Genomic DNA, 20,630 nt, shown 5'->3' with positions numbered 1-20,630 from the left:
TCCGGTGCCGTGCCGACCGCGCGACATGAGGGGCCAAGTCAGCACCGGCGCCTGCTCGCCTCCACGCAAGGCTTGCCAAAATGCCCGTCATTGTTCTACAGGCTTCGCAAGCACCTCCGTTGCCCGGTTGGTGGAATTGGTAGACACACTTGGTTTAGGTCCAAGCGCGAGAGCATGGGGGTTCGAGTCCCTCACCGGGCACCAACGTGACATCCCCACCAGCACAACGACCGTAGCACCCCCGCCACCGGCCCGATCAATTCGACCGCAATGGACGATTTGCGCAGGATGCACATCTTCCATACCGATATTGCACTGCACAAAATGCTCCCAGCTGCGCTATGTTGAAGACATGAAAAGGCCGGTGGTGACGAACCAAAGCCGCCCGCGGTTGGTCTCCCGCCCGGACTTCCGGAACGACCCGAGCCGAAGCTCGACGGAATTCGAAGCAGCGTACTCCTCCTCCCAACGCTGTTTCGATAGGATTGGCAACACTCCTCCTCCTCCCGGTTGCCAATCGACTTTAGAACGCCCGCCGGATCTCCTCCCCCAGCGGGCGTTTTTTGTTCTTCGCACCTGCGAGAAGATCCATCACGCTTGTGAAGTTAATCTGAGCGTGTTTGCACGAAATTGAAGCATTTCCGCCAAGCGGCTGTCGCAGCCATGCATCGCGCGCATATGTGCCATTCCGCAGTGTCCCTATACAAATTAGGGGTTCACGCCTATCTTCAGATCATCGATCGGGCAGCGCACTCCTCCTCCCAGCGCTCCCGATACGGATTGGCAACCTCCTCCTCCCAGTTGCCAATCAGAACAGGCAACGCCCGCTGGATCTCCTCCCCCAGCGGGCGTTGTTTTTGCATGGTTCGAGCAGCCTTTCGAGCTTCGCCTCCCCACCTGAGGCGATTCCAGGCACACTCGACAGCACCATAAATTAAGACTGGATTAACGGCCGACAGAGGATTGCAAAAGCTGCATGGGTGCGATGCAGCATCGTCTCTGTTTTCCGAGCACAAATCGATTATATTCCTGCCCATAAGATGATGGCCAGCAAGAGAGATAGAGCGCTGGCGAACGACCCTGAAAGGAATAGGATCATGAACCTCGCACGTTCTTTCAACAATTGGCGCAAGTATCGTCAGACCTGCAACGAGCTCGGCCGCATGAGCGACCGTGAGCTGAACGACCTCGGCATCGGCCGCGCCGACATCCCCTACGTTGCTCGCAAGGCTGTCAAGTAAGTCACAGACTGCTGCTGTTTTCGTAACGCCCTCCGGCCCTGCCGGAGGGCGTTTTTCGTTGCCTGATCGGTGCATGACACCGGGCTTTCGGTAGAGGCGGTTTAGTCCGTCCGTTCGGTGCACCATTTCGCGTCGCATAATTGCTGCCATGGGAGCCTTGGTGAGCCAGCCCGCGCGTCGACACTGTCCGCGAAAACCGCGGCAAAACAACGCGCTACCGCTGGCGCGATGGGAGTAGCCGCGTGCTGCATTTTCGGGCTCCGCCCTTTCCATGCACAGCAAATCATCGACGCAGTGCACAAATGCATAGCAGATGCATTTTCTTTGCACTCCACCTGCCAATTGGACAAGCGTATAAGAACCTCAACGACGCAGACAAATCACTGTCGCGCCCAATCGATCTGAGGAAACGACCATGAACCCCATTCGTCTTGCAAAGAGCTGGATCAACTACCGCCGCACTGTCGCCGAACTCGGCGGCCTGTCGAACCACGCCCTGAGCGATATCGGCATCACCCGCTACGACATCCGCAACATTGCGGCCCGCTCCTTCCGTTAATCGGAACGAAGCCTGAAACTTGAAAGACGGCGCCCGCGGGCGCCGTTTTTGTTGGAAGCGCGGAAGGGCTATGCTAGGAAGCCGCGCATGAACAGGACCACCTCTCCTTATTCGCCCATTCATGTCATCGGCGGAGGGCTTGCCGGCTCGGAAGCCGCCTGGCAGATCGCCGAGGCCGGCGTGCCGGTCATTCTGCACGAGATGCGCGGCGTGCGCGGCACGGAGGCTCACAAGACCGACGGCCTCGCCGAACTCGTCTGCTCCAATTCCTTCCGTTCCGACGATGCGACGAGCAATGCGGTTGGCGTGCTGCACGCGGAGATGCGCCTCGCCGGCTCGCTGATCATGCAGGCTGCCGATCGCAACCAGGTGCCGGCCGGCGGCGCACTTGCTGTCGACCGGGAGGGCTTCTCTCGGGCCGTCAGTGACCATATCCACAGCCACCCGCTGATCTCGGTGGTTCGCGAGGAAATCAGCGATCTGCCGCCGAGGGAATGGGACCTTGCGATCGTCGCCACCGGTCCGCTCACCGCTCCCGGCCTCGCCGAGGCGATCCGCCGCGAAACCGGCGCCGACGCGCTTGCCTTCTTCGATGCCATAGCGCCGATCGTCTACACCGAGACCATCGACATGGATATTTGCTGGCACCAGTCGCGCTACGACAAAGTCGGCCCCGGCGGCACGGGCAAGGACTATATCAACTGCCCGATGACCGAGGCTGAGTACAACGCCTTCGTCGATGCGCTGATCGCCAGCGACAAGACCGGCTTCAAGGAATGGGAAGGCACGCCCTATTTCGACGGCTGCCTGCCGATCGAGGTGATGGCGGAACGCGGCCGTGAGACCCTTCGCCACGGCCCGATGAAGCCCATGGGGCTCACCAATACCCACAATCCCTCGGTCAAGCCCTACGCCGTCGTGCAGCTGCGCCAGGACAATGCGCTGGGCACGCTCTACAACATGGTGGGCTTCCAGACCAAACTGAAATACGGCGCCCAGACGGAGGTGTTCCGGATGATTCCGGGCCTGGAGAACGCCGAATTCGCAAGGCTCGGCGGCTTGCACCGCAACACCTACATCAACTCGCCGGTCCTGCTCGACCGTTCGCTGACGCTGAAATCCCGTCCCGGCCTGCGCTTTGCCGGCCAGATCACCGGCTGTGAGGGCTATGTAGAAAGCGCCAGCATCGGGCTTCTCGCCGGACGGTTCGCCGCTACCGAGCGCAAGGACGAAGCGCTGTCGCTGCCGCCGGACACGACGGCCTTTGGCGCGCTCCTCAATCACATTACCGGCGGGCACATCGTTTCCGAAGACGAGCCGGGCAAGCGCTCGTTCCAGCCGATGAACATCAATTTCGGCCTGTTTCCGCCGCTGGAGCCGGGTGCGCTTTTGCGGCCCGAAGGTGCCAAACGCTTCCGCGGCAAGGAAAAGGCACTGGCCAAGAAGCACGCGACTGCGGCACGAGCGCTGAAGGACTGCGCCGAGTGGCTTCATCACGAAGCCGCATAAGCGTTCAGTCGATCGTCTGCGCCGCCGCCTTGCTTTCGGCCGGTGGCTCCGCGAATTCGGATTTCGGATTGAAGCTACCGAGCAGCCAGAGGGAGACCTCGGCCGCCTCTGCAGCGGTCCGAAACTCGAAGCTGTTATCCAGATAAGCGAAATCCGGGAAATGGACGATGAGCCCCTGCCCGCTTTCCGAGCTGTTTACCCGCAGCTTACCGGGATGAATCACATGGCATACATAGTGCGTGCCGTGCGACTGGATGAATCCCGCCTTGCCGTCGTGCAGACGAAGAAAAATAGCCTTGCCGTCGATGGTCGCATGCAGCGCGCGGATTGCCTCGTCCGGAAAGGCACGACCAAACTCGACCATGGCCGAGCCGGTATCGGGATTGCTGGCGTCGCGCTCGGCGCGCGCGTTCATCCAGGCATAAAAGGCGGCAACGAACGCAACCACAGCGATGAGTATGAACCAGAGCATCATCCGTCCCCTTCGGACGACAGGAATAGGTAAGGCCCGTTCTTATCGCTCGAGGCTTGCGCCAGCTTGAACGGGGACATTCGTCAAAAACGCCGGCGTCGGCTCGCGCGCCACATCCGCCATTGCCGTTGCCACTGGGGCGGCTGGATCGAATACCGCAGGATCCGGGCTCCGGCGGCCTCGGCGCGCTCGAACACCGGCTCGGCAAGAGCAACGGGAACGAAGGCCGAGAAATTCTGCGGAGAGATCGAACCCAAACTCTTGCGCGCCTTGGCGAGATGATCGCGGCCGAGCCCGCAGAATGCGCGAACGGCCCTGCCGATCGCGACCTCGTCGCGCCCGTCCAGCAGCATCTCCCGGTCGAGACCGGTCGCCCGCAGGAGGTCGGCGGGAAAATAGACCTGGCCGCGCCGGCAATGGACCGGCAGGAGCAACAAAAGGCCGGCGATCGTCTGCGCAACGCCGGCGTGCCCGGCAGCCTCTGCGGACATTCCGGCGTTCGCCGGGTCGAGAGTGAGCGAAGCCAGTTGAATGAGTGCGGACGCCGTTTCGCCCGCATAGCCCTCCAGCGCCGTCGTGTCCTCCATCGGGTCGTCGTAGAGGTCGAAAATGCGCGCATCGATCATGTTCTGCAGAACGGCAACGGGCAGACGATGCTCGGCAATTGAGGCAAGCAGCGCCTCGGCTAGCGGGTGGCCCTCGCCCCCCGAATGGTTCTCCAGCAGGTCACGCCACCATTGCAGCCGAATTTCGCCGGGAAGCGGCTCGTGTACCAGGTCGCGGATGCGGGCGATCTCGGCGTTGAAGGCGTAGAGGCAGGCAAGCGAGTGCCGCTTTTCCGGCGAGGCGAGCAGGCATGCGAGATAGCGGTCGCGATCGGTGTCCCGCAGTGTCGCGAGTATCTGGGGATCTGGCATTTGCACGCTGCGATTCCTTCGGCTCGATCACACCGCAATCAGGGCTGCAGCGACGGCGCGCGATTCTGCCAGCATGACATTGTAGGTGCGAACCGCCGCGCCGGTATTCATCGGATCGGACGAAATATCGGCGGCCTTCAATGTTGCCTTCAGATCCGCCGGCAAGGGTCTGATGTCGCGGCCGGTCCCGACGAGCAGGACTTCGATCGCGTGAGCCTCGCCAAGAACGCGCCGGAATTTCTCGATCGCCAGCGGATCCCCCTCGGCGACGTCCCAGGCATAGACGCCGGAGGGCAGCAGCAGCACCGAGCCGCGGTGCGACATGTCGGCGAAGCGGAAGCCGCCATTGCCGTAGGCGTCGATAGGCGCGCGTCCCGGAAAGTGCGCTTCGCGCATTTCGATACCTTTTGCCATCAGGCCGCCCCCGTTGCCGTACCCGGCGTCGTCCCGCGTCCTCCCAACTCGCCGCCGAGACGATTGTTTCGACGGTTGAAGAGAATGAGCACCGGCCCGGCGATATAGATCGACGAAACCGTCCCGATAACCACCCCGAAGAGGAGCGTCGCGCTGAAGGATTGCACGAGGCGGCTCCCGCCGAACAGGTAAAGCGCAACGAGGGCAAGCGCCGTCGTCGTCGCCGTGAGGATGGTACGCGACAGGGTCTGGTTGATCGATGCGTCGATCAAGACGGAAAGCGGCATCCGCCGATAGCGCGCCAGGTTCTCCCGGACGCGGTCGTAGATCACCATCGTGTCGTTCAGCGAGTAGCAGACGATGGTCAGAAGCGCTGCGAGGCTCGCGAGATTGAATTCGATGCCGGTCAAGACCAGGAAGCCCACGGTCAACAGCACGTCGTGAAGCGTGGTGATGACGGCACCGGCAGCAAACTTCCAATCGAAGCGCAACCAGACATAGAGGATGATGGCGAGTATCGCCGCCGCGACTGCGAGCGTACCGGCGCGCGTCAGTTCTCCGGACACCGCCGGGCCGACGACCTCGACACGGCGGAAGCTGTAGTCACCTTCGAGCTCGGCGCGGACCAATCCCATTGCGGTCTGATCGGCGTTGTCGCCTGCCTCCTGCGATGGGATGCGCAGCAGGATATCCCGCGCCGAGCCAAGCCCCTGAATCTGGACCTCGCCGAGGTTCAATTCGTCGAGGCGGGCGCGGACGTCGGCGACGTCGGCTGTGCCTTGCTTTGACCGGAGCTCCAGAAGAGAACCACCCTTGAAGTCGGCCCCCATGTTGAGCCCGAGGCTCACCAGCAGGACGAGCGAAGCAAGCGAGAGCGACGCCATCAGGATGAACACCGGATTGCGGAGGGCCATGAAGCGGATATCGGCCTCGGCAAAGAAGCCTGTGCGGATACCCCTTGGCAGATGTTTCGGCCGGCGGCGGCGATACCATCCGCGGATGAGCCGGCGGGTCAGGCTATGCGCCGTCAGGATGGTCGTGACGCTGCCTATGGCGAGCGTCGTCGCAAACCCGCTGATCGCCCCGGTGCCAAGCAGGAAAAGGATGACGCCCGCAATCAGCATCGTCAGGTTCGCATCGATTATGCTCCTCAACACGCGCGAAAAGCCGTTGTCGAGGGCCTTGCGCAACGGCTCACTGCTGTTGCGCACCTCCTCTCGCAGCCGCTCGTAGATGAGAACATTCGAATCGACCGCCACCCCGATCGTGAGAACGATCCCGGCGATCCCCGGCAGGGTCAGCGTAATTCCGAGAAGGGAGATTACCGCGATGATGAGCACGACGTTGACGATCACAGCGACCACGGCGACAAGGCCGAAGAAACCGTAGAACCCGATCATGCAGGCGGCGACCGCGGCTGCCGCGACCAACCCGGCCGTTAAGCCGTTGGCGATCGCGTCCGTGCCAACTTCCGGACCGACCGTGCGCTCTTCGATGACCGTCAGTGAGGCGGGAAGCGGCCCGGCTCGCAGCAGAGCGGCGAAATTCTCCGCGCCCTCCTCCGACAAGTCGCCGGAGAGCCGGACCATATCGCCTTCGATGACGTCCCCAAGCGCCGGTGTCGAGACCACCTGTCCGTCGAGCACGATGGCGAATTGCCGGTTCGACGCAGCTTGCGACAGCGTTGCGAGCCGCGTGGACGCTTCAGCCGTCAGCTTGATATCAACCACGGGTTCGCCGGTCTGAGGATCAGTCCCGGGCTGCGCATCGTCAAAGTCCTCAGCGGAGGCGAAGGCCTGCCTTTCGACCAGATAGGGCACCGGCGGGTCATCCAGCGAATAGAGCACCTCCGACGCGGCAGGCGGCCGTGTGTCGAGGGCCTGCTGCGCCGGTATCGATGGGTCGAGCCACCGGAAAGCAACGCTGCCCCGCTGGCTGAGGAGATCCTTGAGCCGTTGCGGATCCTCCAAGCCGGGTATCTGGATGCTCAAGCGATCGCTGCCGCGGCGCTGGATCACCGGTTCCGCAGCCACCACTTGTCCGACGCGGCGACGCACCGCCTCGATCGACTGGGCGAGCGCCGCGGAGAGCCGGAAATCGATGCCCTCGTTGGTCAGGCGAAGCCGAACCGGCTCCTGCGCCGTCGTCTCGTCGACGACCAATTCCCGGATCGGATTGCCAGCCCGGTCCGGTGCCTCAACCGGCGCGGTGAGTGTATTGAGGGCCTCTCGGGCTGCCGCTAACTGCGACGTATCGCGCAGCCGAAACTGAATTTCCTGACCGCTGCCGGAAAGGCCGGTATAGCCGATTTCGGCGCCTCTCAGCGCTTGGGCGATGGCCTGGATCGTGGCTTGCAGGCGGTCCGCGACGATGCTGTCGCGATCAACCTTCAGAACGATATCGGAGCCGCCCTTGAGGTCGAGGCCGAGCGGCACCTGCCGATGCGGCAGCCATGCCGGCCATCCGGCAAGCTGCTCCCTCGGAACGATGTTCGGCAGAGCAAAGGCAAAACCGGCCAGGACGACCAGCCAGATCAAGGTGTTCTTCAGCGGCGAGAAGTTGGGCATGCCTTGAAATGCTCCATCGCCAGACCCGGCCGGCCGTGGCAGGTGAGGTTATTCCTTGACGGGCTCACCCTTCACGCGGACTTCGGACACGCCGCTGCGGGCGACGCGGACCTTGATTCCCTCGGCGATTTCGACCTCGAGTTCCGCATCGTCGATAACCTTCGTCACCTTGCCGATGATACCGCCGCCGGTAACGATCTGATCGCCGCGGCGGATGTTCTTCAACAGCTCTTCGCGACGCTTCATCTGCGCACGTTGCGGGCGAATGATCAGGAAGTACATGACGACGAAGATCAGGATGAACGGCAGGATGGACATCAAAATGTCGGCCCCGCCGGCGGCGGGCGCGGCAGTCTGCGCAAAAGCTTCGGTAATGAACATCGATCACTCCTTGAGTTCAACCCACGCGGTTACTTTGCCCGCGCGAAATCCGACGGGAATATAGGGAAGCAATCCCACGACACAAATGTCGGCACCCTTCTCCGTTGCTCCTGCCTCTGACATAATTTCCGCAACAGGAGAACCCCTTGAGGGCGGAGAGCCGGGCTTTTCCAGCGCAAACCGCCGTGCTACCGACAAAATCATACCGCCGGCGGAGAAACGGCCGGATAGATCAAGCAACTGCACCGGACCCCGCATCTTTCGCCAGGAGCGTGAGCCAAGCCCGCAGACCAGTATGCCCGGAGATATAATGATGCGCGAAAGCAAGCTCGACATTCTGATCAATGAAGTGCAGAGGCTTTCGGCAGCGCTCGACCGGATCGCCGGGCCGGCGCCGGCGGAGAACGACTGGAACGAAGCAGAATGCTTCGTCTGGGTCCCCGTTACCCGCCATTTGCAACCGGTCACCAAACCGAATCGCATCGATCTCTCGTTGATCACCGGTGTCGATCATGTCCGCGACATCCTCTTCGACAACACGCTTCGCTTCGCAGAGGGTTTTCCCGCGAACAACGTGCTCCTCTGGGGCGCACGCGGCATGGGCAAGTCATCGCTGGTCAAGGCGGTACATGCGAAGGTGGCGCGCGACAGCGGCGGCGGCCTCAAGCTCGTTGAGGTGCATCGTGAGGACATCGCGTCCCTCCCCGCGCTGATGGACATCCTGCGGCAAGCCCCGATGCCGGTGATCGTTTTCTGCGACGACCTTTCCTTCGATCACGACGATACGTCCTACAAGTCGCTGAAGGCCGTTCTTGACGGCGGAGTGGAGGGCCGCCCGGCAAACGTCGTACTCTATGCGACCTCGAACCGCCGACACCTTCTGCCGCGCGACATGATGGAAAACGAACAGTCGACTGCCATCAATCCTTCGGAGGCGGTCGAGGAAAAGGTCTCGCTCTCGGATCGCTTCGGGCTATGGCTCGGCTTCTACAAGTGCAGCCAGGACGACTATCTGGCCATGGTCGACGGCTATGCGCGCTATTTCCATCTGCCCGTCGAACCGGCATCGCTGCATGCCGGCGCCCTCGAATGGGCGACGACGCGGGGATCGAGATCCGGCCGCGTCGCCTGGCAATTCATTCAGGATCTGGCTGGCCGTCTGCGCCGTCAACTGGACGAGACGGCATGATCGGGCGCGCAGGGCGCCCGATGAAGACTATTCGAGGAAAGTCGCCGGGTTAACCGGGGTCGCATTCTTGCGAACCTCGAAGTGCACCTGCGGCTGGCTCGCCTTGCCGGTCATGCCGGAGGCGGCAAGCGTCTGGCCGCGCTGGACCTTCTCGCCGCGCTGAACCTTGAGCTGCGAGGCGTTGCCATAGACCGTGACGGTGCCGTCATCGTGGCGGACCAGGACGGCATTGCCCAGTTCCTTGAGGCTGCTGCCGGAATAGATGACCACGCCGTTCTCTGCCGCCTTGATCGGCGTGCCTTCGGGCACCGAAATATTGATACCGTCATTGCGGTTGCCGTCGACATTGGCGCCATAGGCGGCAACCACCGCGCCGCGGACCGGCCAGCGATATTTGCTGATGCCCGTCGACTTCGGAGACTCCTGGTCGATATCGGTCTTGATAGCGACGTCCGAAACGCTCTCCTTGGCGACCGGAGCCTTGTATTCCGCCGGCTTGCCCTGATCGAGCGAAGCCACTTTCGTTTCCGTTTTGGCCGGTACGGAGGCCGTGACGACGGCATCGGTCGCCGCTGCTCCGGCTGCAGGCATCTTCAACTTCTGGCCGACGCGAATAGCTTCCGCCGTCAGACCGTTTGCCTGCTTCAGCGCCGCGACGGACACGCCGTTGGCCTTGGCGATCTTGTTCAGCGAATCCCCCGGCTTGACGGTGTAACCGCCATCCGAGCCGTCGCCTGCACCGGCATTGTTGAGCTTGCCGGCGGCCACATCGTTGCGGCCTTCGCTCTTTTCGCGGGACTGAGACTGGCCGGGAAGGATCGCCATCTCGCGCTGGCCGGTGGGAAGCGGCGAAGGCTGCCTCTTTCCGCCTTCGAAGTCGGCAATGGAACCAGAGGCTGCGGCCTTTGCTGCACTGCTCGAAGCGCCAAAGGTCGGGACGATAAGGCGTTGACCTGGCTCGACCTGGCTTGCCGACTTCAAGCCGTTCGCCTTGAGGATTTCCTTCTCGGGAACTCCGAAGCGGCGGGCCAACACGGCAACCGTATCGCCTGGGCGCACCATGATCGTGGGCGCATTCGCCGTCGTCCAGCCACCTTTGTTCGGAGTCGTCTTGAGATCCGACGGCAGCGGCTCAGCCTTTGCGAGTACGGGCTGCGGTTGGCGGGCGGCGGGAAGCGCCTGTGGCTGACGCGTTGCGACCGGCGCCGGCTCCGCCAAGGCAGTACGCTGAACGCTGACCGGCGTCGAAGCGGCCCGGGCGCTGGAGACCGGCGTACTCGCCGTGCTCATCGGATCGTAGGACGCGGCCTGCGCGGAACTCGGAAAAGCCTGGCCGTAAGAGCCGCCGGAACCTGCGGATGAGGCCAATTGGCCGCCGGAGATATCGCCACGTGGAACATTCCCCGGGATGGAACTGGTGGTGATGTCATCCGAACTCGAAAAGAGCCCGTTGAAACGGCTGACGTCGGAGCTGCAACCGGTCGCGACGCTTGCCAGCAAAACCGCCCCGCACAGGCGGATCAAAGACTTCCCTGCACCGGGAGATGAAAATTGACGCATGACGCTTACCCACTCCGAACGCAACTCGCTGTGGAATGATTAAAGCGCATTAGAGTTACCGCCCGGTTAAGGGCGGGACTCATTTGACGAAATGCTAACCATAGGATGTCCGCGCATCCGTGACGCAGAAGCCTTTCCGCTCGAAATGCCGCAGAGGCAACAGCTCAAAGGAGCTCGGAATAGAGGCGCTCGATTTCCGACAGCGACCGCGATTCAGGCGGCTGCTCCTCATAGCTGATGCTGCCGACGTCCCAACCGACGAAGGGTGTTTCGCGGACCGGCGTATCGGTGGAACCGACTGAAGAGACAGCCTTGTCCTCGTCCAGGAAGACGCTGACGAGTCTTTCGAAATTTCCGCCCGTGTCCAATCCGCTTCCGGCATCGTATTCGAGCGACCGCAAGCCGGCCAGAGCCGCCTCCCTCGTGCCGAAATAACGCAGGCTGTTCTGGTCCTCCGTGCGGAGGCTGTCATAGTAGTCGATGAAAGAACTATAATAAGCCTTGTAGTCGCCGGTCTCGGCATGCTTCCCAAAGGCCTGATATTCGCGCGCAGCCAGCTGTGGGGAAAGCGTGTTGTTCCACTCGTCCCGGGTTAAGGGCGGCAGTTTCTCCGGCGCCTTTCTTGTCCGGCTGAGATAGAGCAACGCATCGACCGACAGCGAAATGCGTGGCGTCGGATCGAAAAAGCTTGTCGGAGTTGCATGGACGCCGCCATCGTCCTTGCTTCCGGAGACGACCTGCCCGGCGGGACGGCCGGCGAGATTGCCCAAACCGTCGCCCGTCGTCGCTGCCGTCAGCCTGTTCGCAATCTCCATCCACCGTCTCCGTCACTGGCACGAGGGAGCGGGTCGCCGTCGAGGCAAGCGCGCCTTCAGCCATCGTGCCCGTCCGGGCTAAGGGCTGAAGCTTGCGCGAAGCTGGATTTGGTTAAGAATGGGTTAACAGGCTGATCCGCAAGGGGTTTGCTGCGTCGAGGGAACGGCGCAGCGGTGCCTCAGCCACCTCCGGCAGCCGAGAATCAGATCACCCGTCCATCAAAGAAACGATGCGAGCTGCGGTACGATCGGAAGATAGGGCGCATCGAACAGGTCTTCACGATCGAAACGGCTGCCCGTGCGGCTGACCCGCACGATGCGGCACTGTGTTTCGCTCATCATGATCGGCACGAGCAGAGTACCGCCGGAGACGAGATGGTCGGAAAACATTCGAGGCAGGCTGCCGAAGGCGGCGGTGATAAGAATTCGGTCGAAGGTCCCCTCGCCCGGCACTCCGGAACTGCCATCCGCCTGCCTGACCACGACATTGCGGATGCCAGCTTTTTCGAGGTTCTTCTGCGCCGAACTCACCAATGTCTGGTAGCGGTCGATCGTCAGGATGCGTTCGGCGATGCGCCCCATCACTGCGGCGGTGAAGCCGCTGCCTGTCCCGACCTCGAGAATCCGCTGGCCCGGTTTGATGTTCAGGCAATGCAGCAGGCGGACTGCAAAGTCACAACCTTCCATGAACGAACCGCAGTCGAGCGGTATCAATCGTTTGGAATAGACCTCGTCCTGGTACTGCGGCGGACAGAAAATGCTGCGCGGCGTCTGCTCGACGGCCTTGAGCAAATCGTGATTGACCACGCCGGCGGAACGAAGGCGCAGCGCCATCGCTGCAAAGCCTTCCTGCTGCGAAACGCGTCCGTTCAAGCGCCTGTCCCTTCCCGCAGTGCGCGCGCAATGCGCTCCTGGACGGTATAGTCGGTCATATCCAGTTTAAGCGGGGTTACCGAAATCCGGTTTTCGCGCACAGCGTGAATGTCGGTGCCGGAGCGGAAGTCGCCGGAGCGCTCGCCGAAGCGGAGCCAGAAATAGGGAAATCCGCGGCCATCGATGCGTTCGTCGATGCTGAGGCCGAATTCGAGCTTGCCTTGTGAGGTCACTTCGACGCCCGCCACCGCATCGGCCGCGCAATCGGGGAAGTTCACATTGAGGAGCGTGCCATCCGGAAGCGCGACATCCATCAAGGTACGGATCAGGGCGGGCGCATGGGTCTCGGCCACGTCCCATGAGACTGCGCCGCCGACGGCATGCCGGTAAGCCTGGCTGACGGCGATCGACCGGATTCCCTGCAGTGTGCCCTCGATTGCGCCGGCGACCGTGCCTGAATAGGTGACGTCGTCGGCGAGATTGGCGCCGATATTGACGCCCGAAAGGACGAGATCCGGCCTACGGTCGAGGATCTTTCGCGCTGCCATGATGACGCAGTCGGTCGGCGTTCCCCTGAGGGCGAAACGCCTCTCCGCCACCTGCCGCAATCGCAGCGGCTCCGACAGCGTCAGCGAATGGGCAAGGCCGCTCTGGTCCACTTCCGGAGCGACGACCCAGACATCGTCCGAGATCGTCAGGGCGATCCGCTCGAGGACAGAAAGCCCTTCGGCATGAATGCCATCGTCATTGGTCAGCAGGATGCGCATGCCGGTCTCTTTCGCTTGCCCGCGCTTCAGGCCGCCTTCTCGATGCGTCTAAGACCGCCCATATAGGGGACGAGAACCTCCGGAACGGAGACCGAGCCGTCGTCATTCAGATAATTCTCGATGACGGCGATCAGCGCGCGGCCGACAGCGACGCCGGAACCGTTCAGCGTATGGACGAACTTCGTGCCCTTTTCCTCCTTGGTGCGGTAGCGTGCATTCATGCGCCGCGCCTGGAAGTCGCCGCAGACCGAGCAGGACGAGATTTCGCGGTAAGTATCCTGCCCCGGCAGCCAGACCTCGATATCGTAGGTCTTGCGTGCGCCGAAGCCCATGTCGCCGGTGCAGAGCGTCATGACCCGGTAGTGGAGCCCGAGCCCTTTCAGCACCTCCTCGGCGCAGGCCGTCATCCGCTCATGCTCGTCGATCGAGGTCTCGGCGTCGGTGATCGACACCAGTTCGACCTTGTTGAACTGATGCTGGCGTAGCATGCCGCGTGTGTCGCGGCCGGCAGACCCCGCCTCCGAGCGGAAGCATGGCGTCAGGGCCGTGAAGCGCAGCGGCAGCTTTTCGCCCTCGAGGATCTGCTCGCGCACCATGTTCGTCAGCGGAACCTCCGCCGTCGGGATCAGCCAGCGATCGTCCGTCGTGCGGAAGAGATCTTCCGCGAATTTCGGCAGCTGGCCGGTTCCATACATCGCATCGTCGCGGACGAGCAGTGGCGGCTGCACCTCGATATAGCCGTGCTCCTGCGTATGCAGGTCCAGCATGAATTGGCCGAGGGCGCGCTCCAGGCGGGCAAGCTGACCCTTCAGAATGGTGAAGCGCGAGCCGGCAATGCGTGCGGCCCCTTCGAAGTCCATGAACCCCAAGGCTTCGCCGATTTCGAAATGCTCGAGCGGCTTGTGATTCCACGTGGGCTTGGCGCCGACGGTGCGCTTCACGACATTGCCGCTCTCGTCCGGACCGACCGGGACGTCCTCAAGCGGAACGTTCGGGATGCGCGAGAGCGTATCGTTGAGCTCGGCTTCGATCCGGCGGCTTTCCTCTTCGGCAGCCGGCAGGGCGTCCTTGAGTTCGGCGACCTCGGCCTTGAGCTTTTCCGCGAGTTCGCCGTTCTTCTGCGCCATGGCGGCGCCGATTTCCTTCGAGGCGGCGTTGCGGCGCGACTGCATCTCCTGCAGCGATTGCAAGACCGTGCGGCGGCGCTCGTCAAGCGCGATCAGCGATGCCGACAACGGCTCCGCGCCCCGCTTCGCCAGCGCATTGTCGAGCAGGCCAGCATTCTCACGAATCCATTTGATGTCGAGCATAGTCGTCCCACGCGTTGGTCTGCTGCATGTCTCCTCAGATCGACCTCGATTTGAGGAGACATGCAGCAATTCGAAGTGCTACAGCGACCTTTGCGCGTCTGATAAAACGCGCGGCGCTGCAGGTCACGGCGCGATTAGATCAGCCCTGGGCGGGCCCGACCGTACCCGAAGAACCTTCCTGCGAAGACGCAGACTCGCCTGCAAGTGATTCAGCTTCCCGCTGCCTTTCAACGAGTCGCGCCGTATAGATTGAAATCTCGTAGAGAAGGATGGCTGGCAGCGCAAGACCGATCTGGGAAACCGGATCCGGCGGCGTCAGCACGGCCGCGACGATGAAAGCGATGACGATCGCATATTTGCGCTTCTCGGCGAGCCCCTGCGAGGTGACGAAACCGACGCGCGCCAGTAGCGTGGTGACGACCGGCAACTGGAAGACCAGACCGAAGGCGAACACCAGCGACATGATCAGGCTCAGATATTCCGAGACCTTCGGCAGCAGCTGGATCGCAACCTGCCCCTCTCCACCGCCCTGCTCCATGGCCAGGAAGAACCACATGACCATCGGGGTGAAGAAGAAGTAAACCAGCGCCCCGCCGAGCAGGAAAAGGAGTGGAGACGCAACCAGGAACGGCAGGAAGGCGGCGCGCTCGTTCTTGTAGAGCCCGGGCGCGACGAACTTATAGACCTGCGAGGCGATTACCGGAAAGGCGATCACCAGCGCGCCGAACATCGCCACCTTGATCTGGGTGAAGAAAAACTCCTGCGGCGCGGTGTAGATGAGTTCCACGTTACGATGGCTGAGACCGGCCCAGCTCACCGCCCACTTGAACGGCAGGACGAGGAGATTGAACAGCTGCTTGGCGAAATAGAAGCAGACCAGGAAAGCGACGAAGAACGCGCCGACCGCCCACATCAACCGCGCCCTAAGCTCGATCAGGTGCTCGATCAACGGCTGCGGCTTGTCCTCGATATCGCCGCTCATGCGTCACCTTTTTTCTTGCGCGCAGATGCGCTTGTCTTCTCGGTTCCGACGGGGGCCACGCGGTCGCCGGCTGTGGTCTTCCTAGTCGCCGCTTTCTTCGGCGCGGCCGTAGCGGCGGCTTTCTTGGTGGCTGCCTTGATTGCCGGTCCCTTGGCGCTCGCCGCCTTCTGCGAAGCTGCTCTCGGGTTAGCGGCACGCTTCGGCGTCGCCTCGGGCGCCTTCGATTCCGCCACCTTTACCTCGTCCGCCGCTGCGCGTTGCATCTGCCGGGAGGCAGACCCGACGGCCGCGGCTGCCACCGTCTCGACCGGCTTCGCCGGCATTCCAGCGGGCGCAGTCGCCGGCTCGATTTGTGGTGCAGGCGTGACAGGAGCCTCGGGCGCGACCGGTTGGGCCGGAGCGTCGGGCGTCGTCGCCCTTTGCAGATCGGATTTGATCTCGTTTCCGAGCTGCCGCAGCGGGTTCATGGCATCGCGCAATGCGGTGGTCGGATTGAGGCTTTGCGCATCGCTGATCGTCTTGCGAACCTCGTCGAGATCGGCCTCCCGCAGCGCTTCATCGAACTGGCGGCGGAAGTCGGAGGCCATGCCCCGCATCCGCCCCGTCATTCGTCCGAAGGCCCGCAGCATGGGCGGCAGGTCCTTCGGTCCGACGACGACGATCAAGACGATTGCAATAACAACAAGCTCGGTCCAGCCGATATCAAGCATCCGACGCGCCCTACAAACCCGTAATGCGGCTCACCGGACGCTAGGCGCGCCGGTTGGCCATTTCCGATCGTCAGCGGACTTCGTCGGACTTGTGCTCGACGGTCTTGCCGTCGATCGTCTTGTCGGCCGAGGCAGCGTCCTCGTCGGTCATGCCCTTCTTGAAGTTCTTGATGCCCTTGGCAACGTCGCCCATCAATTCCGGGATCTTGCCACGACCAAACAACAGCAGCACGACCACCAGGACGATCAGCCAATGCCAGATGCTAAACGAACCCATCCACTTACTCCCTCAGGCTTTATCGATTCAAAGCCATCACGTTGTCATTTTTCAGGCGCCGCTTGAAGGCGCGCCGTCATTGTGACCGAACCTAAGATGTCGAGGCGTCTTTTTCAAACACCAATATGTCGCGCTCGTTAACGGAAAGCGTGACGTCACGCAATCCTGTCGGCAACAGATCGGCCCGAATGCGGGCCCGTACCGTCCGCTCCGACTGCGGCACGGCGAGTTCCAGCAACTCGACGACGCCCAGGAAGCGTCGAGACAGGATGCGCGCCGGGATGTCGCCGCCCTCCGGCTTCAACTGAACACCGGAGAGCCGCACCGCCACGCTCAAGGGCTGCCCCTCCTTGTATTCCCCGGCAGGCACGTCACCGAGCGGCGTTTCGACGCGGCCGCCGCGCACACGCGCATCGAACACGTTGATCTCGGAGAAGAACCCGGCGGCAAACAGATTGCAGGGCTTGCGATAGAGCTCGTCGGCGGTGCCGACCTGAACGAGGCAGCCATCCTTCAGGAGCGCTATACGGTCGGCCATGCGCATGGCCTCTTCCGCGTCATGGGTGACGACGATCGCCGTCGCCCGCGTTTCGCGGAGGATCGCCAGCGTATCGGCACGAATGGAATCCTTCAGGCGGGAATCGAGACCGGAGAAAGGCTCGTCCATCAACAGCACCGCCGGCCGCGGGGCGAGCGCCCGCGCGAGCGCCACCCGTTGCTGCTCGCCGCCTGAAAGCACATGCGGGTAACGATCTGCGTAATGAAACAGCCCCACGCGATCGAGCGCCGCATCGGCCTGGATCAAAGCCTCCTTCTTCGGCAGGTCGTTCAAGCCGAAGCAGACATTGTCGCGAATGGTCATGTGCGGGAAGAGCGCGAAATCCTGGAACATCAGCCCGACGCCACGCCTTTCCGGCGGCAGGAAGACGGAGGGACCGGATATTTCCTGCCCGTTCAGCAGAAGCCGGCCGCCGGTCTGCATCTCGATGCCGGCCGCGATCCGCAGCAAGGTTGTCTTGCCGGACCCGGAGGGGCCGAGCAGGCACAGCACTTCGCCGGCCTCGGCAGTCAGCGAGACGTTCTTGATCGTGTCCTTCGAGTGATAGCGGTGGCTGATGTTTTCGAATGCGAGGCTCGCCGCAAAGGACACACCCTGGCGTCTCGTCGTCGCAACGGCGCCGTTGAGCGTGTCTGAACCCATGCCCGCATTCCTTGACCGAAGGCCTTCCGGAGGGATAGCGGCCCTAAAGCCGATAGCCCCACTCAGGATTCCTAATCGTCCCCTTCAGCCTTCGGAGTCAAGAGGCCCAGTTCCTCGAGGTCCATCTGGGTGATGGGATCCTCATTGTCTGAAAGTTCGTCCTCACCGACAGGGACCGGGATATGCAGGTTGGAGGGAACCCGACCGGACAGGAGACCGGCGCCCTTCAATTCCTCGATGCCCGGGAGATCGCGGATTTCTTCCAGCCCGAAGTGATCGAGGAAATCCCGCGTCGTTCCGAATGTGACCGGCCGCCCCGGCGTGCGTCTTCGGCCGCGAAACCGCACCCAGCCCGCCTCCATCAGTACATCGAGCGTGCCTTTGGAGGTCTGAACGCCGCGGATGTCCTCGATCTCCGCACGCGTCACCGGCTGGTGATAGGCGATAATGGCCAGGACTTCGAGCGCGGCGCGCGAGAGCTTCTTGATCTCCTGCTCGTCAGTTTGCACGACGAAGGAGAGATCGGCCGCGGTGCGGAACGCCCAGTGGTCGGCGACCTGAACGAGATTGACGCCGCGGCTCGCATAGGACGCTTTCAGCCGTGCCATGACACGGCCGACATCGACACCACGGGGTATCCGGCTGGCGATATAGCTCTCGGAGATTGGCTGCGCCGATGCGAAGACGAGCGCTTCGGCGATCCGCTCCGCCTCCTCCGCCAGCCCTGGATCGATGAACACCTCGAGCTCATCCTCGTCGTCGGGTAGTCCGGGCAGGAATTTTTGCGCCTCAGCCACGCGCTGCCTCCATTTCCGCAAGGGTCGCGGCATCGATCGGCTTCGGCCCTCGCCTTAGATAGATTGGTGCGAAAGCGGCCTCCTGCCGGATTTCCAACCGTCCCTCCCGCACCAGCTCGAGCGACGCGGCAAAAGAACTTGCGATCGCCGTTGCACGCTCCTTCGGGCCCGTCATGTAGCGGATGAGGAAATGATCGAGCGCGGTCCAGTCTTCGAGGCTGCCGACCATCCGGGCGAGGATGAGGCGCGCATCGGCAAGCGACCAGACATGGCGCTTCTCGATCGTCACCTGGGTTATCGCCTGCCGTTGGCGGAGCGTAGCGTAGGCCGTCAGCAAGTCGTAGAGCGAAGCGTCGTAGCCGGACTTTCGTTCCGATACGAGGTGCTCAGGCGCACCGCGTCCGAAGACGTCTCGGCCCAGCCTGTTGCGGTTGACCAGCCGCGTCGCGGCATCGCGCATCGCCTCGAGACGCTTCAGCCGAAAAGCCAGGGCGGACGCCATTTCCTCGCCCGAGGGCCCCTCGTCCTTCGACTGCTGGGGAATCAGCAGGCGCGACTTCAGATAGGCAAGCCATGCCGCCATCACCAGGTAATCGGCGGCAAGTTCGATGCGGATCGAGCGCGCCCGCTCGATGAAGGCGATATACTGCTCGGCAAGCGCAAGAACGGAGATTCGCGAAAGATCGACGCGCTGGCTGCGCGCAAGATGCAGAAGCAGGTCAAGCGGGCCCTCGAAGCCGCCAATGTCGACGACGAGTTCTTCCTCGTGCAAGCCGCGATCGGCGGACTCGTCCTGCCACAAAGGCTCCATCGGCGCCTTTGCCACCGGTTGCCCCTGCCTTTCGTCAGACCCCATCGACCCCATGCCCTTTCAACGCGGCGTAGCCGCGTTTACCAACTAGAGCGCCCCCACCTTCATGCGAAGGCACAAAAGAACTCTCTACCGCTTTGAATCCAACGCATCTTTTCTGCCTTCGACATATCCGCTCGCAAGCAGAATGCCCTAGGCGAGCGAGAACATCGCATTGAACTCCGCTCGCAATATGTCTTCGTCCGAACCGTCAGGCTGCCGGAAGGCGGCCTCGGCCGCCTTCGCGCGGCGCAGCCGGTCGCCCGACAGAAACGGGACGACATCGGCGACCGCCTTCATTTCTTCCATAATGCCGTGGCAATGCAAGACGAGATCGAGCCCTGCGTCGACAATCCCCCGGGCGCGGGTGGTCATATCGCCAGCAAGTGCGTTCATGGAAACGTCGTCGGACATCAACAGGCCGTCGAAGCCGATATAGCCGCGGATGATCTCCCGCACGACCTTGGAAGAGGTGGTTGCCGGATTGTCGGGGTCGATCGCCGTGAACACCATATGCGCCGACATCGCCATCACCTCGTCCTTCATGGCGGCGAATGGCTGGAAATCGACACGCTTCAGTTCGTCCAGCGAGGCGTCGACCACCGGCAGGTTGTGGTGCGAATCCACGAAGGTGCGGCCATGGCCGGGCATGTGCTTCATCACCGGCAGCATGCCGCCCGCTTTCAGGCCCTCGCCGACGGCACGGCCGATCGCCGTCACGGTCGCCGCATCGTGGCCATAGGCCCGGTTGCCGATGACGTCATGGCTGCCGGGCACCGGCACATCGAGAACCGGCAGGCAGTCGACCGTGATGCCGAGCCGCATGAGATCGAAGGCATGCAGGCGGCCGAGCAGCCACGCGGCACGCAGCCCCATTTCAACGTCGCGCCGGTAGATCTCGCCGATGGCTGCACCGCTCGGATATTGCTGCGCGAGCGGCGGGCGAATGCGCTGGACGCGGCCGCCCTCCTGGTCGATGAGGACCGGTGCTTTCGGATTGCCGACGCTGTCGCGCAGGGCCGCGACGAGATCGCAGATCTGATCTTTCTCGCCGATGTTGCGACCGAAGAGAATGAAGCCCCAAGGGCGCTCGCCGGCGAAGAAGCTGCGCTCTTCTGCCGTGAGGGAAAGGCCTTTGCAGCCCGAGATGAATGCCTTTGATTCGCTCATATGCCGATCATAATGGCCCGCGACCGAACCGCGAAGCCGCAAAGCGTCTGCCGGCGCCTCCATGCACAG

General features: G+C 62.6%; 23 protein-coding genes and 1 tRNA gene. 6 read left to right on the top strand and 18 right to left on the bottom strand.

Going from position 1 to position 20,630, the window contains the following annotated elements; genetic code table 11:
* Nucleotides 1-121 precede the first annotated feature (121 nt).
* Nucleotides 122-204 (top strand) — tRNA-Leu (locus NXT3_RS08185).
* A gap of 524 nt (nucleotides 205-728) precedes the next feature.
* On the opposite strand, the gene NXT3_RS32905 is transcribed toward NXT3_RS08185, so the two are convergent.
* Nucleotides 729-863 (bottom strand): hypothetical protein, encoded by a 135-nt coding sequence (locus tag NXT3_RS32905; RefSeq protein ID WP_272938868.1) that lies wholly within the window; start codon nucleotides 861-863, stop codon nucleotides 729-731.
* Nucleotides 864-1,097: 234 nt separating this feature from the next.
* Between NXT3_RS32905 and NXT3_RS08175 the strand changes: the two genes are divergently transcribed.
* From NXT3_RS08175 to trmFO, 3 genes are all read left to right on the top strand, one after another.
* Nucleotides 1,098-1,241 carry a DUF1127 domain-containing protein gene (locus tag NXT3_RS08175; protein ID WP_064506658.1) on the top strand — a complete coding sequence of 48 codons (144 nt, stop codon included), beginning with the start codon at nucleotides 1,098-1,100 and terminating at the stop codon, nucleotides 1,239-1,241.
* 415 nt (nucleotides 1,242-1,656) lie between these two features.
* On the top strand, nucleotides 1,657-1,800 hold the full coding sequence (locus NXT3_RS08170; protein ID WP_014328242.1) for a DUF1127 domain-containing protein: 144 nt from the start codon (nucleotides 1,657-1,659) through the stop codon (nucleotides 1,798-1,800).
* 87 nt (nucleotides 1,801-1,887) lie between these two features.
* Nucleotides 1,888-3,309, top strand: a complete 1,422-nt coding sequence (trmFO, locus tag NXT3_RS08165) for a methylenetetrahydrofolate--tRNA-(uracil(54)-C(5))-methyltransferase (FADH(2)-oxidizing) TrmFO (RefSeq protein WP_104839081.1) — start codon at nucleotides 1,888-1,890, stop codon at nucleotides 3,307-3,309.
* Between the two features lie 4 nt (nucleotides 3,310-3,313).
* Here trmFO and NXT3_RS08160 read toward each other — a convergent pair whose 3' ends face one another.
* From NXT3_RS08160 to yajC, 5 genes are all read right to left on the bottom strand, one after another.
* Nucleotides 3,314-3,781, bottom strand: a complete 468-nt coding sequence (locus tag NXT3_RS08160; RefSeq protein WP_037422913.1) for a hypothetical protein — start codon at nucleotides 3,779-3,781, stop codon at nucleotides 3,314-3,316.
* An 83-nt stretch (nucleotides 3,782-3,864) separates the two neighbouring features.
* Nucleotides 3,865-4,704 (bottom strand): phytoene/squalene synthase family protein, encoded by an 840-nt coding sequence (locus NXT3_RS08155; protein ID WP_097526806.1) that lies wholly within the window; start codon nucleotides 4,702-4,704, stop codon nucleotides 3,865-3,867.
* A 21-nt stretch (nucleotides 4,705-4,725) separates the two neighbouring features.
* Nucleotides 4,726-5,112: an Mth938-like domain-containing protein gene (locus tag NXT3_RS08150; protein WP_037422862.1), complete on the bottom strand. Its 387-nt coding sequence runs from the start codon at nucleotides 5,110-5,112 to the stop codon at nucleotides 4,726-4,728.
* The gene (secDF, locus tag NXT3_RS08145) at nucleotides 5,112-7,679 is read right to left on the bottom strand and encodes a protein translocase subunit SecDF (RefSeq protein ID WP_104839080.1); all 2,568 of its coding nucleotides are present in this window, start codon (nucleotides 7,677-7,679) and stop codon (nucleotides 5,112-5,114) included. Before secDF ends, NXT3_RS08150 begins: the two co-directional genes overlap by 1 nt.
* Before the next feature lie 48 nt (nucleotides 7,680-7,727).
* Nucleotides 7,728-8,060, bottom strand: coding sequence for a preprotein translocase subunit YajC (yajC, locus tag NXT3_RS08140; RefSeq protein WP_037422867.1), 333 nt, complete (start codon nucleotides 8,058-8,060; stop codon nucleotides 7,728-7,730).
* A gap of 313 nt (nucleotides 8,061-8,373) precedes the next feature.
* Between yajC and NXT3_RS08135 the strand changes: the two genes are divergently transcribed.
* Nucleotides 8,374-9,249 (top strand): ATP-binding protein, encoded by an 876-nt coding sequence (locus NXT3_RS08135; protein WP_037422916.1) that lies wholly within the window; start codon nucleotides 8,374-8,376, stop codon nucleotides 9,247-9,249.
* Between the two features lie 27 nt (nucleotides 9,250-9,276).
* On the opposite strand, the gene NXT3_RS08130 is transcribed toward NXT3_RS08135, so the two are convergent.
* Nucleotides 9,277-10,617, bottom strand: coding sequence for a LysM peptidoglycan-binding domain-containing protein (locus NXT3_RS08130; protein WP_234828085.1), 1,341 nt, complete (start codon nucleotides 10,615-10,617; stop codon nucleotides 9,277-9,279).
* Nucleotides 10,618-10,657: 40 nt separating this feature from the next.
* Between NXT3_RS08130 and NXT3_RS32285 the strand changes: the two genes are divergently transcribed.
* Entirely contained in the window at nucleotides 10,658-10,804 is a 147-nt protein-coding gene (locus NXT3_RS32285) for a hypothetical protein (RefSeq protein ID WP_234819527.1), read from the top strand.
* Nucleotides 10,805-10,973: 169 nt separating this feature from the next.
* Here the strand turns inward: NXT3_RS32285 and NXT3_RS08125 are convergent, their stop codons facing one another.
* The 11 genes from NXT3_RS08125 to nagZ form a co-directional block, all read right to left on the bottom strand.
* Nucleotides 10,974-11,624: a biotin biosynthesis protein BioC gene (locus NXT3_RS08125; protein WP_104839078.1), complete on the bottom strand. Its 651-nt coding sequence runs from the start codon at nucleotides 11,622-11,624 to the stop codon at nucleotides 10,974-10,976.
* A gap of 219 nt (nucleotides 11,625-11,843) precedes the next feature.
* On the bottom strand, nucleotides 11,844-12,497 hold the full coding sequence (locus NXT3_RS08120; RefSeq protein WP_104839077.1) for a protein-L-isoaspartate(D-aspartate) O-methyltransferase: 654 nt from the start codon (nucleotides 12,495-12,497) through the stop codon (nucleotides 11,844-11,846).
* Entirely contained in the window at nucleotides 12,494-13,264 is a 771-nt protein-coding gene (gene surE, locus NXT3_RS08115; protein ID WP_097526810.1) for a 5'/3'-nucleotidase SurE, read from the bottom strand. The genes NXT3_RS08120 and surE overlap by 4 nt, the downstream gene beginning before the upstream one ends.
* A 26-nt stretch (nucleotides 13,265-13,290) precedes the next feature.
* Complete coding sequence (serS, locus tag NXT3_RS08110; RefSeq protein WP_097526811.1) at nucleotides 13,291-14,574, bottom strand: serine--tRNA ligase; 1,284 nt, start codon at nucleotides 14,572-14,574, stop codon at nucleotides 13,291-13,293.
* A gap of 139 nt (nucleotides 14,575-14,713) precedes the next feature.
* A complete protein-coding gene (gene tatC, locus NXT3_RS08105; RefSeq protein ID WP_037422884.1) occupies nucleotides 14,714-15,556 on the bottom strand; it encodes a twin-arginine translocase subunit TatC in 843 nt (280 codons plus the stop codon).
* Nucleotides 15,553-16,266: a Sec-independent protein translocase protein TatB gene (gene tatB, locus NXT3_RS08100; RefSeq protein WP_104839076.1), complete on the bottom strand. Its 714-nt coding sequence runs from the start codon at nucleotides 16,264-16,266 to the stop codon at nucleotides 15,553-15,555. The genes tatC and tatB overlap by 4 nt, the downstream gene beginning before the upstream one ends.
* 70 nt (nucleotides 16,267-16,336) lie before the next feature.
* Nucleotides 16,337-16,543, bottom strand: coding sequence for a twin-arginine translocase TatA/TatE family subunit (locus NXT3_RS08095; protein ID WP_018239649.1), 207 nt, complete (start codon nucleotides 16,541-16,543; stop codon nucleotides 16,337-16,339).
* A gap of 91 nt (nucleotides 16,544-16,634) precedes the next feature.
* Entirely contained in the window at nucleotides 16,635-17,744 is a 1,110-nt protein-coding gene (locus NXT3_RS08090) for an ABC transporter ATP-binding protein (protein WP_037422892.1), read from the bottom strand.
* Nucleotides 17,745-17,815: 71 nt separating this feature from the next.
* A complete protein-coding gene (scpB, locus tag NXT3_RS08085) occupies nucleotides 17,816-18,541 on the bottom strand; it encodes an SMC-Scp complex subunit ScpB (protein ID WP_104839075.1) in 726 nt (241 codons plus the stop codon).
* Complete coding sequence (locus NXT3_RS08080; protein ID WP_179864798.1) at nucleotides 18,534-19,397, bottom strand: segregation and condensation protein A; 864 nt, start codon at nucleotides 19,395-19,397, stop codon at nucleotides 18,534-18,536. The genes scpB and NXT3_RS08080 overlap by 8 nt, the downstream gene beginning before the upstream one ends.
* 147 nt (nucleotides 19,398-19,544) lie before the next feature.
* Complete coding sequence (nagZ, locus tag NXT3_RS08075) at nucleotides 19,545-20,561, bottom strand: beta-N-acetylhexosaminidase (protein ID WP_104839955.1); 1,017 nt, start codon at nucleotides 20,559-20,561, stop codon at nucleotides 19,545-19,547.
* Nucleotides 20,562-20,630 lie beyond the last annotated feature (69 nt).

The sequence above is a fragment of the Sinorhizobium fredii genome (genome assembly GCF_002944405.1).
Classification (GTDB): domain Bacteria; phylum Pseudomonadota; class Alphaproteobacteria; order Rhizobiales; family Rhizobiaceae; genus Sinorhizobium; species Sinorhizobium fredii_C.
The sequence above is the reverse complement of the archived record's forward strand: the minus strand, read 5'-3'. Positions and strand labels throughout refer to the sequence as shown.

Bases quoted from the DNA above. Each gene is read 5' to 3' on its own strand.
- NXT3_RS08125 (WP_104839078.1), bottom strand. From the start codon at position 11,624: ATGGAGATTGCGAACAGGCTGACGGCAGCGACGACGGGCGACGGTTTG.
- NXT3_RS32285 (WP_234819527.1), top strand. From the start codon at position 10,658: ATGGAACTGGTGGTGATGTCATCCGAACTCGAAAAGAGCCCGTTGAAA.
- NXT3_RS08135 (WP_037422916.1), top strand. From the start codon at position 8,374: ATGCGCGAAAGCAAGCTCGACATTCTGATCAATGAAGTGCAGAGGCTT.
- NXT3_RS08170 (WP_014328242.1), top strand. From the start codon at position 1,657: ATGAACCCCATTCGTCTTGCAAAGAGCTGGATCAACTACCGCCGCACT.
- NXT3_RS08175 (WP_064506658.1), top strand. From the start codon at position 1,098: ATGAACCTCGCACGTTCTTTCAACAATTGGCGCAAGTATCGTCAGACC.
- NXT3_RS08150 (WP_037422862.1), bottom strand. From the start codon at position 5,112: ATGGCAAAAGGTATCGAAATGCGCGAAGCGCACTTTCCGGGACGCGCG.
- nagZ (WP_104839955.1), bottom strand. From the start codon at position 20,561: ATGAGCGAATCAAAGGCATTCATCTCGGGCTGCAAAGGCCTTTCCCTC.
- serS (WP_097526811.1), bottom strand. From the start codon at position 14,574: ATGCTCGACATCAAATGGATTCGTGAGAATGCTGGCCTGCTCGACAAT.
- NXT3_RS08090 (WP_037422892.1), bottom strand. From the start codon at position 17,744: ATGGGTTCAGACACGCTCAACGGCGCCGTTGCGACGACGAGACGCCAG.
- tatC (WP_037422884.1), bottom strand. From the start codon at position 15,556: ATGAGCGGCGATATCGAGGACAAGCCGCAGCCGTTGATCGAGCACCTG.
- NXT3_RS32905 (WP_272938868.1), bottom strand. From the start codon at position 863: ATGCAAAAACAACGCCCGCTGGGGGAGGAGATCCAGCGGGCGTTGCCT.
- secDF (WP_104839080.1), bottom strand. From the start codon at position 7,679: ATGCCCAACTTCTCGCCGCTGAAGAACACCTTGATCTGGCTGGTCGTC.
- yajC (WP_037422867.1), bottom strand. From the start codon at position 8,060: ATGTTCATTACCGAAGCTTTTGCGCAGACTGCCGCGCCCGCCGCCGGC.
- NXT3_RS08095 (WP_018239649.1), bottom strand. From the start codon at position 16,543: ATGGGTTCGTTTAGCATCTGGCATTGGCTGATCGTCCTGGTGGTCGTG.
- trmFO (WP_104839081.1), top strand. From the start codon at position 1,888: ATGAACAGGACCACCTCTCCTTATTCGCCCATTCATGTCATCGGCGGA.
- NXT3_RS08080 (WP_179864798.1), bottom strand. From the start codon at position 19,397: ATGGGGTCTGACGAAAGGCAGGGGCAACCGGTGGCAAAGGCGCCGATG.
- tatB (WP_104839076.1), bottom strand. From the start codon at position 16,266: ATGCTTGATATCGGCTGGACCGAGCTTGTTGTTATTGCAATCGTCTTG.
- surE (WP_097526810.1), bottom strand. From the start codon at position 13,264: ATGCGCATCCTGCTGACCAATGACGATGGCATTCATGCCGAAGGGCTT.
- NXT3_RS08160 (WP_037422913.1), bottom strand. From the start codon at position 3,781: ATGCTCTGGTTCATACTCATCGCTGTGGTTGCGTTCGTTGCCGCCTTT.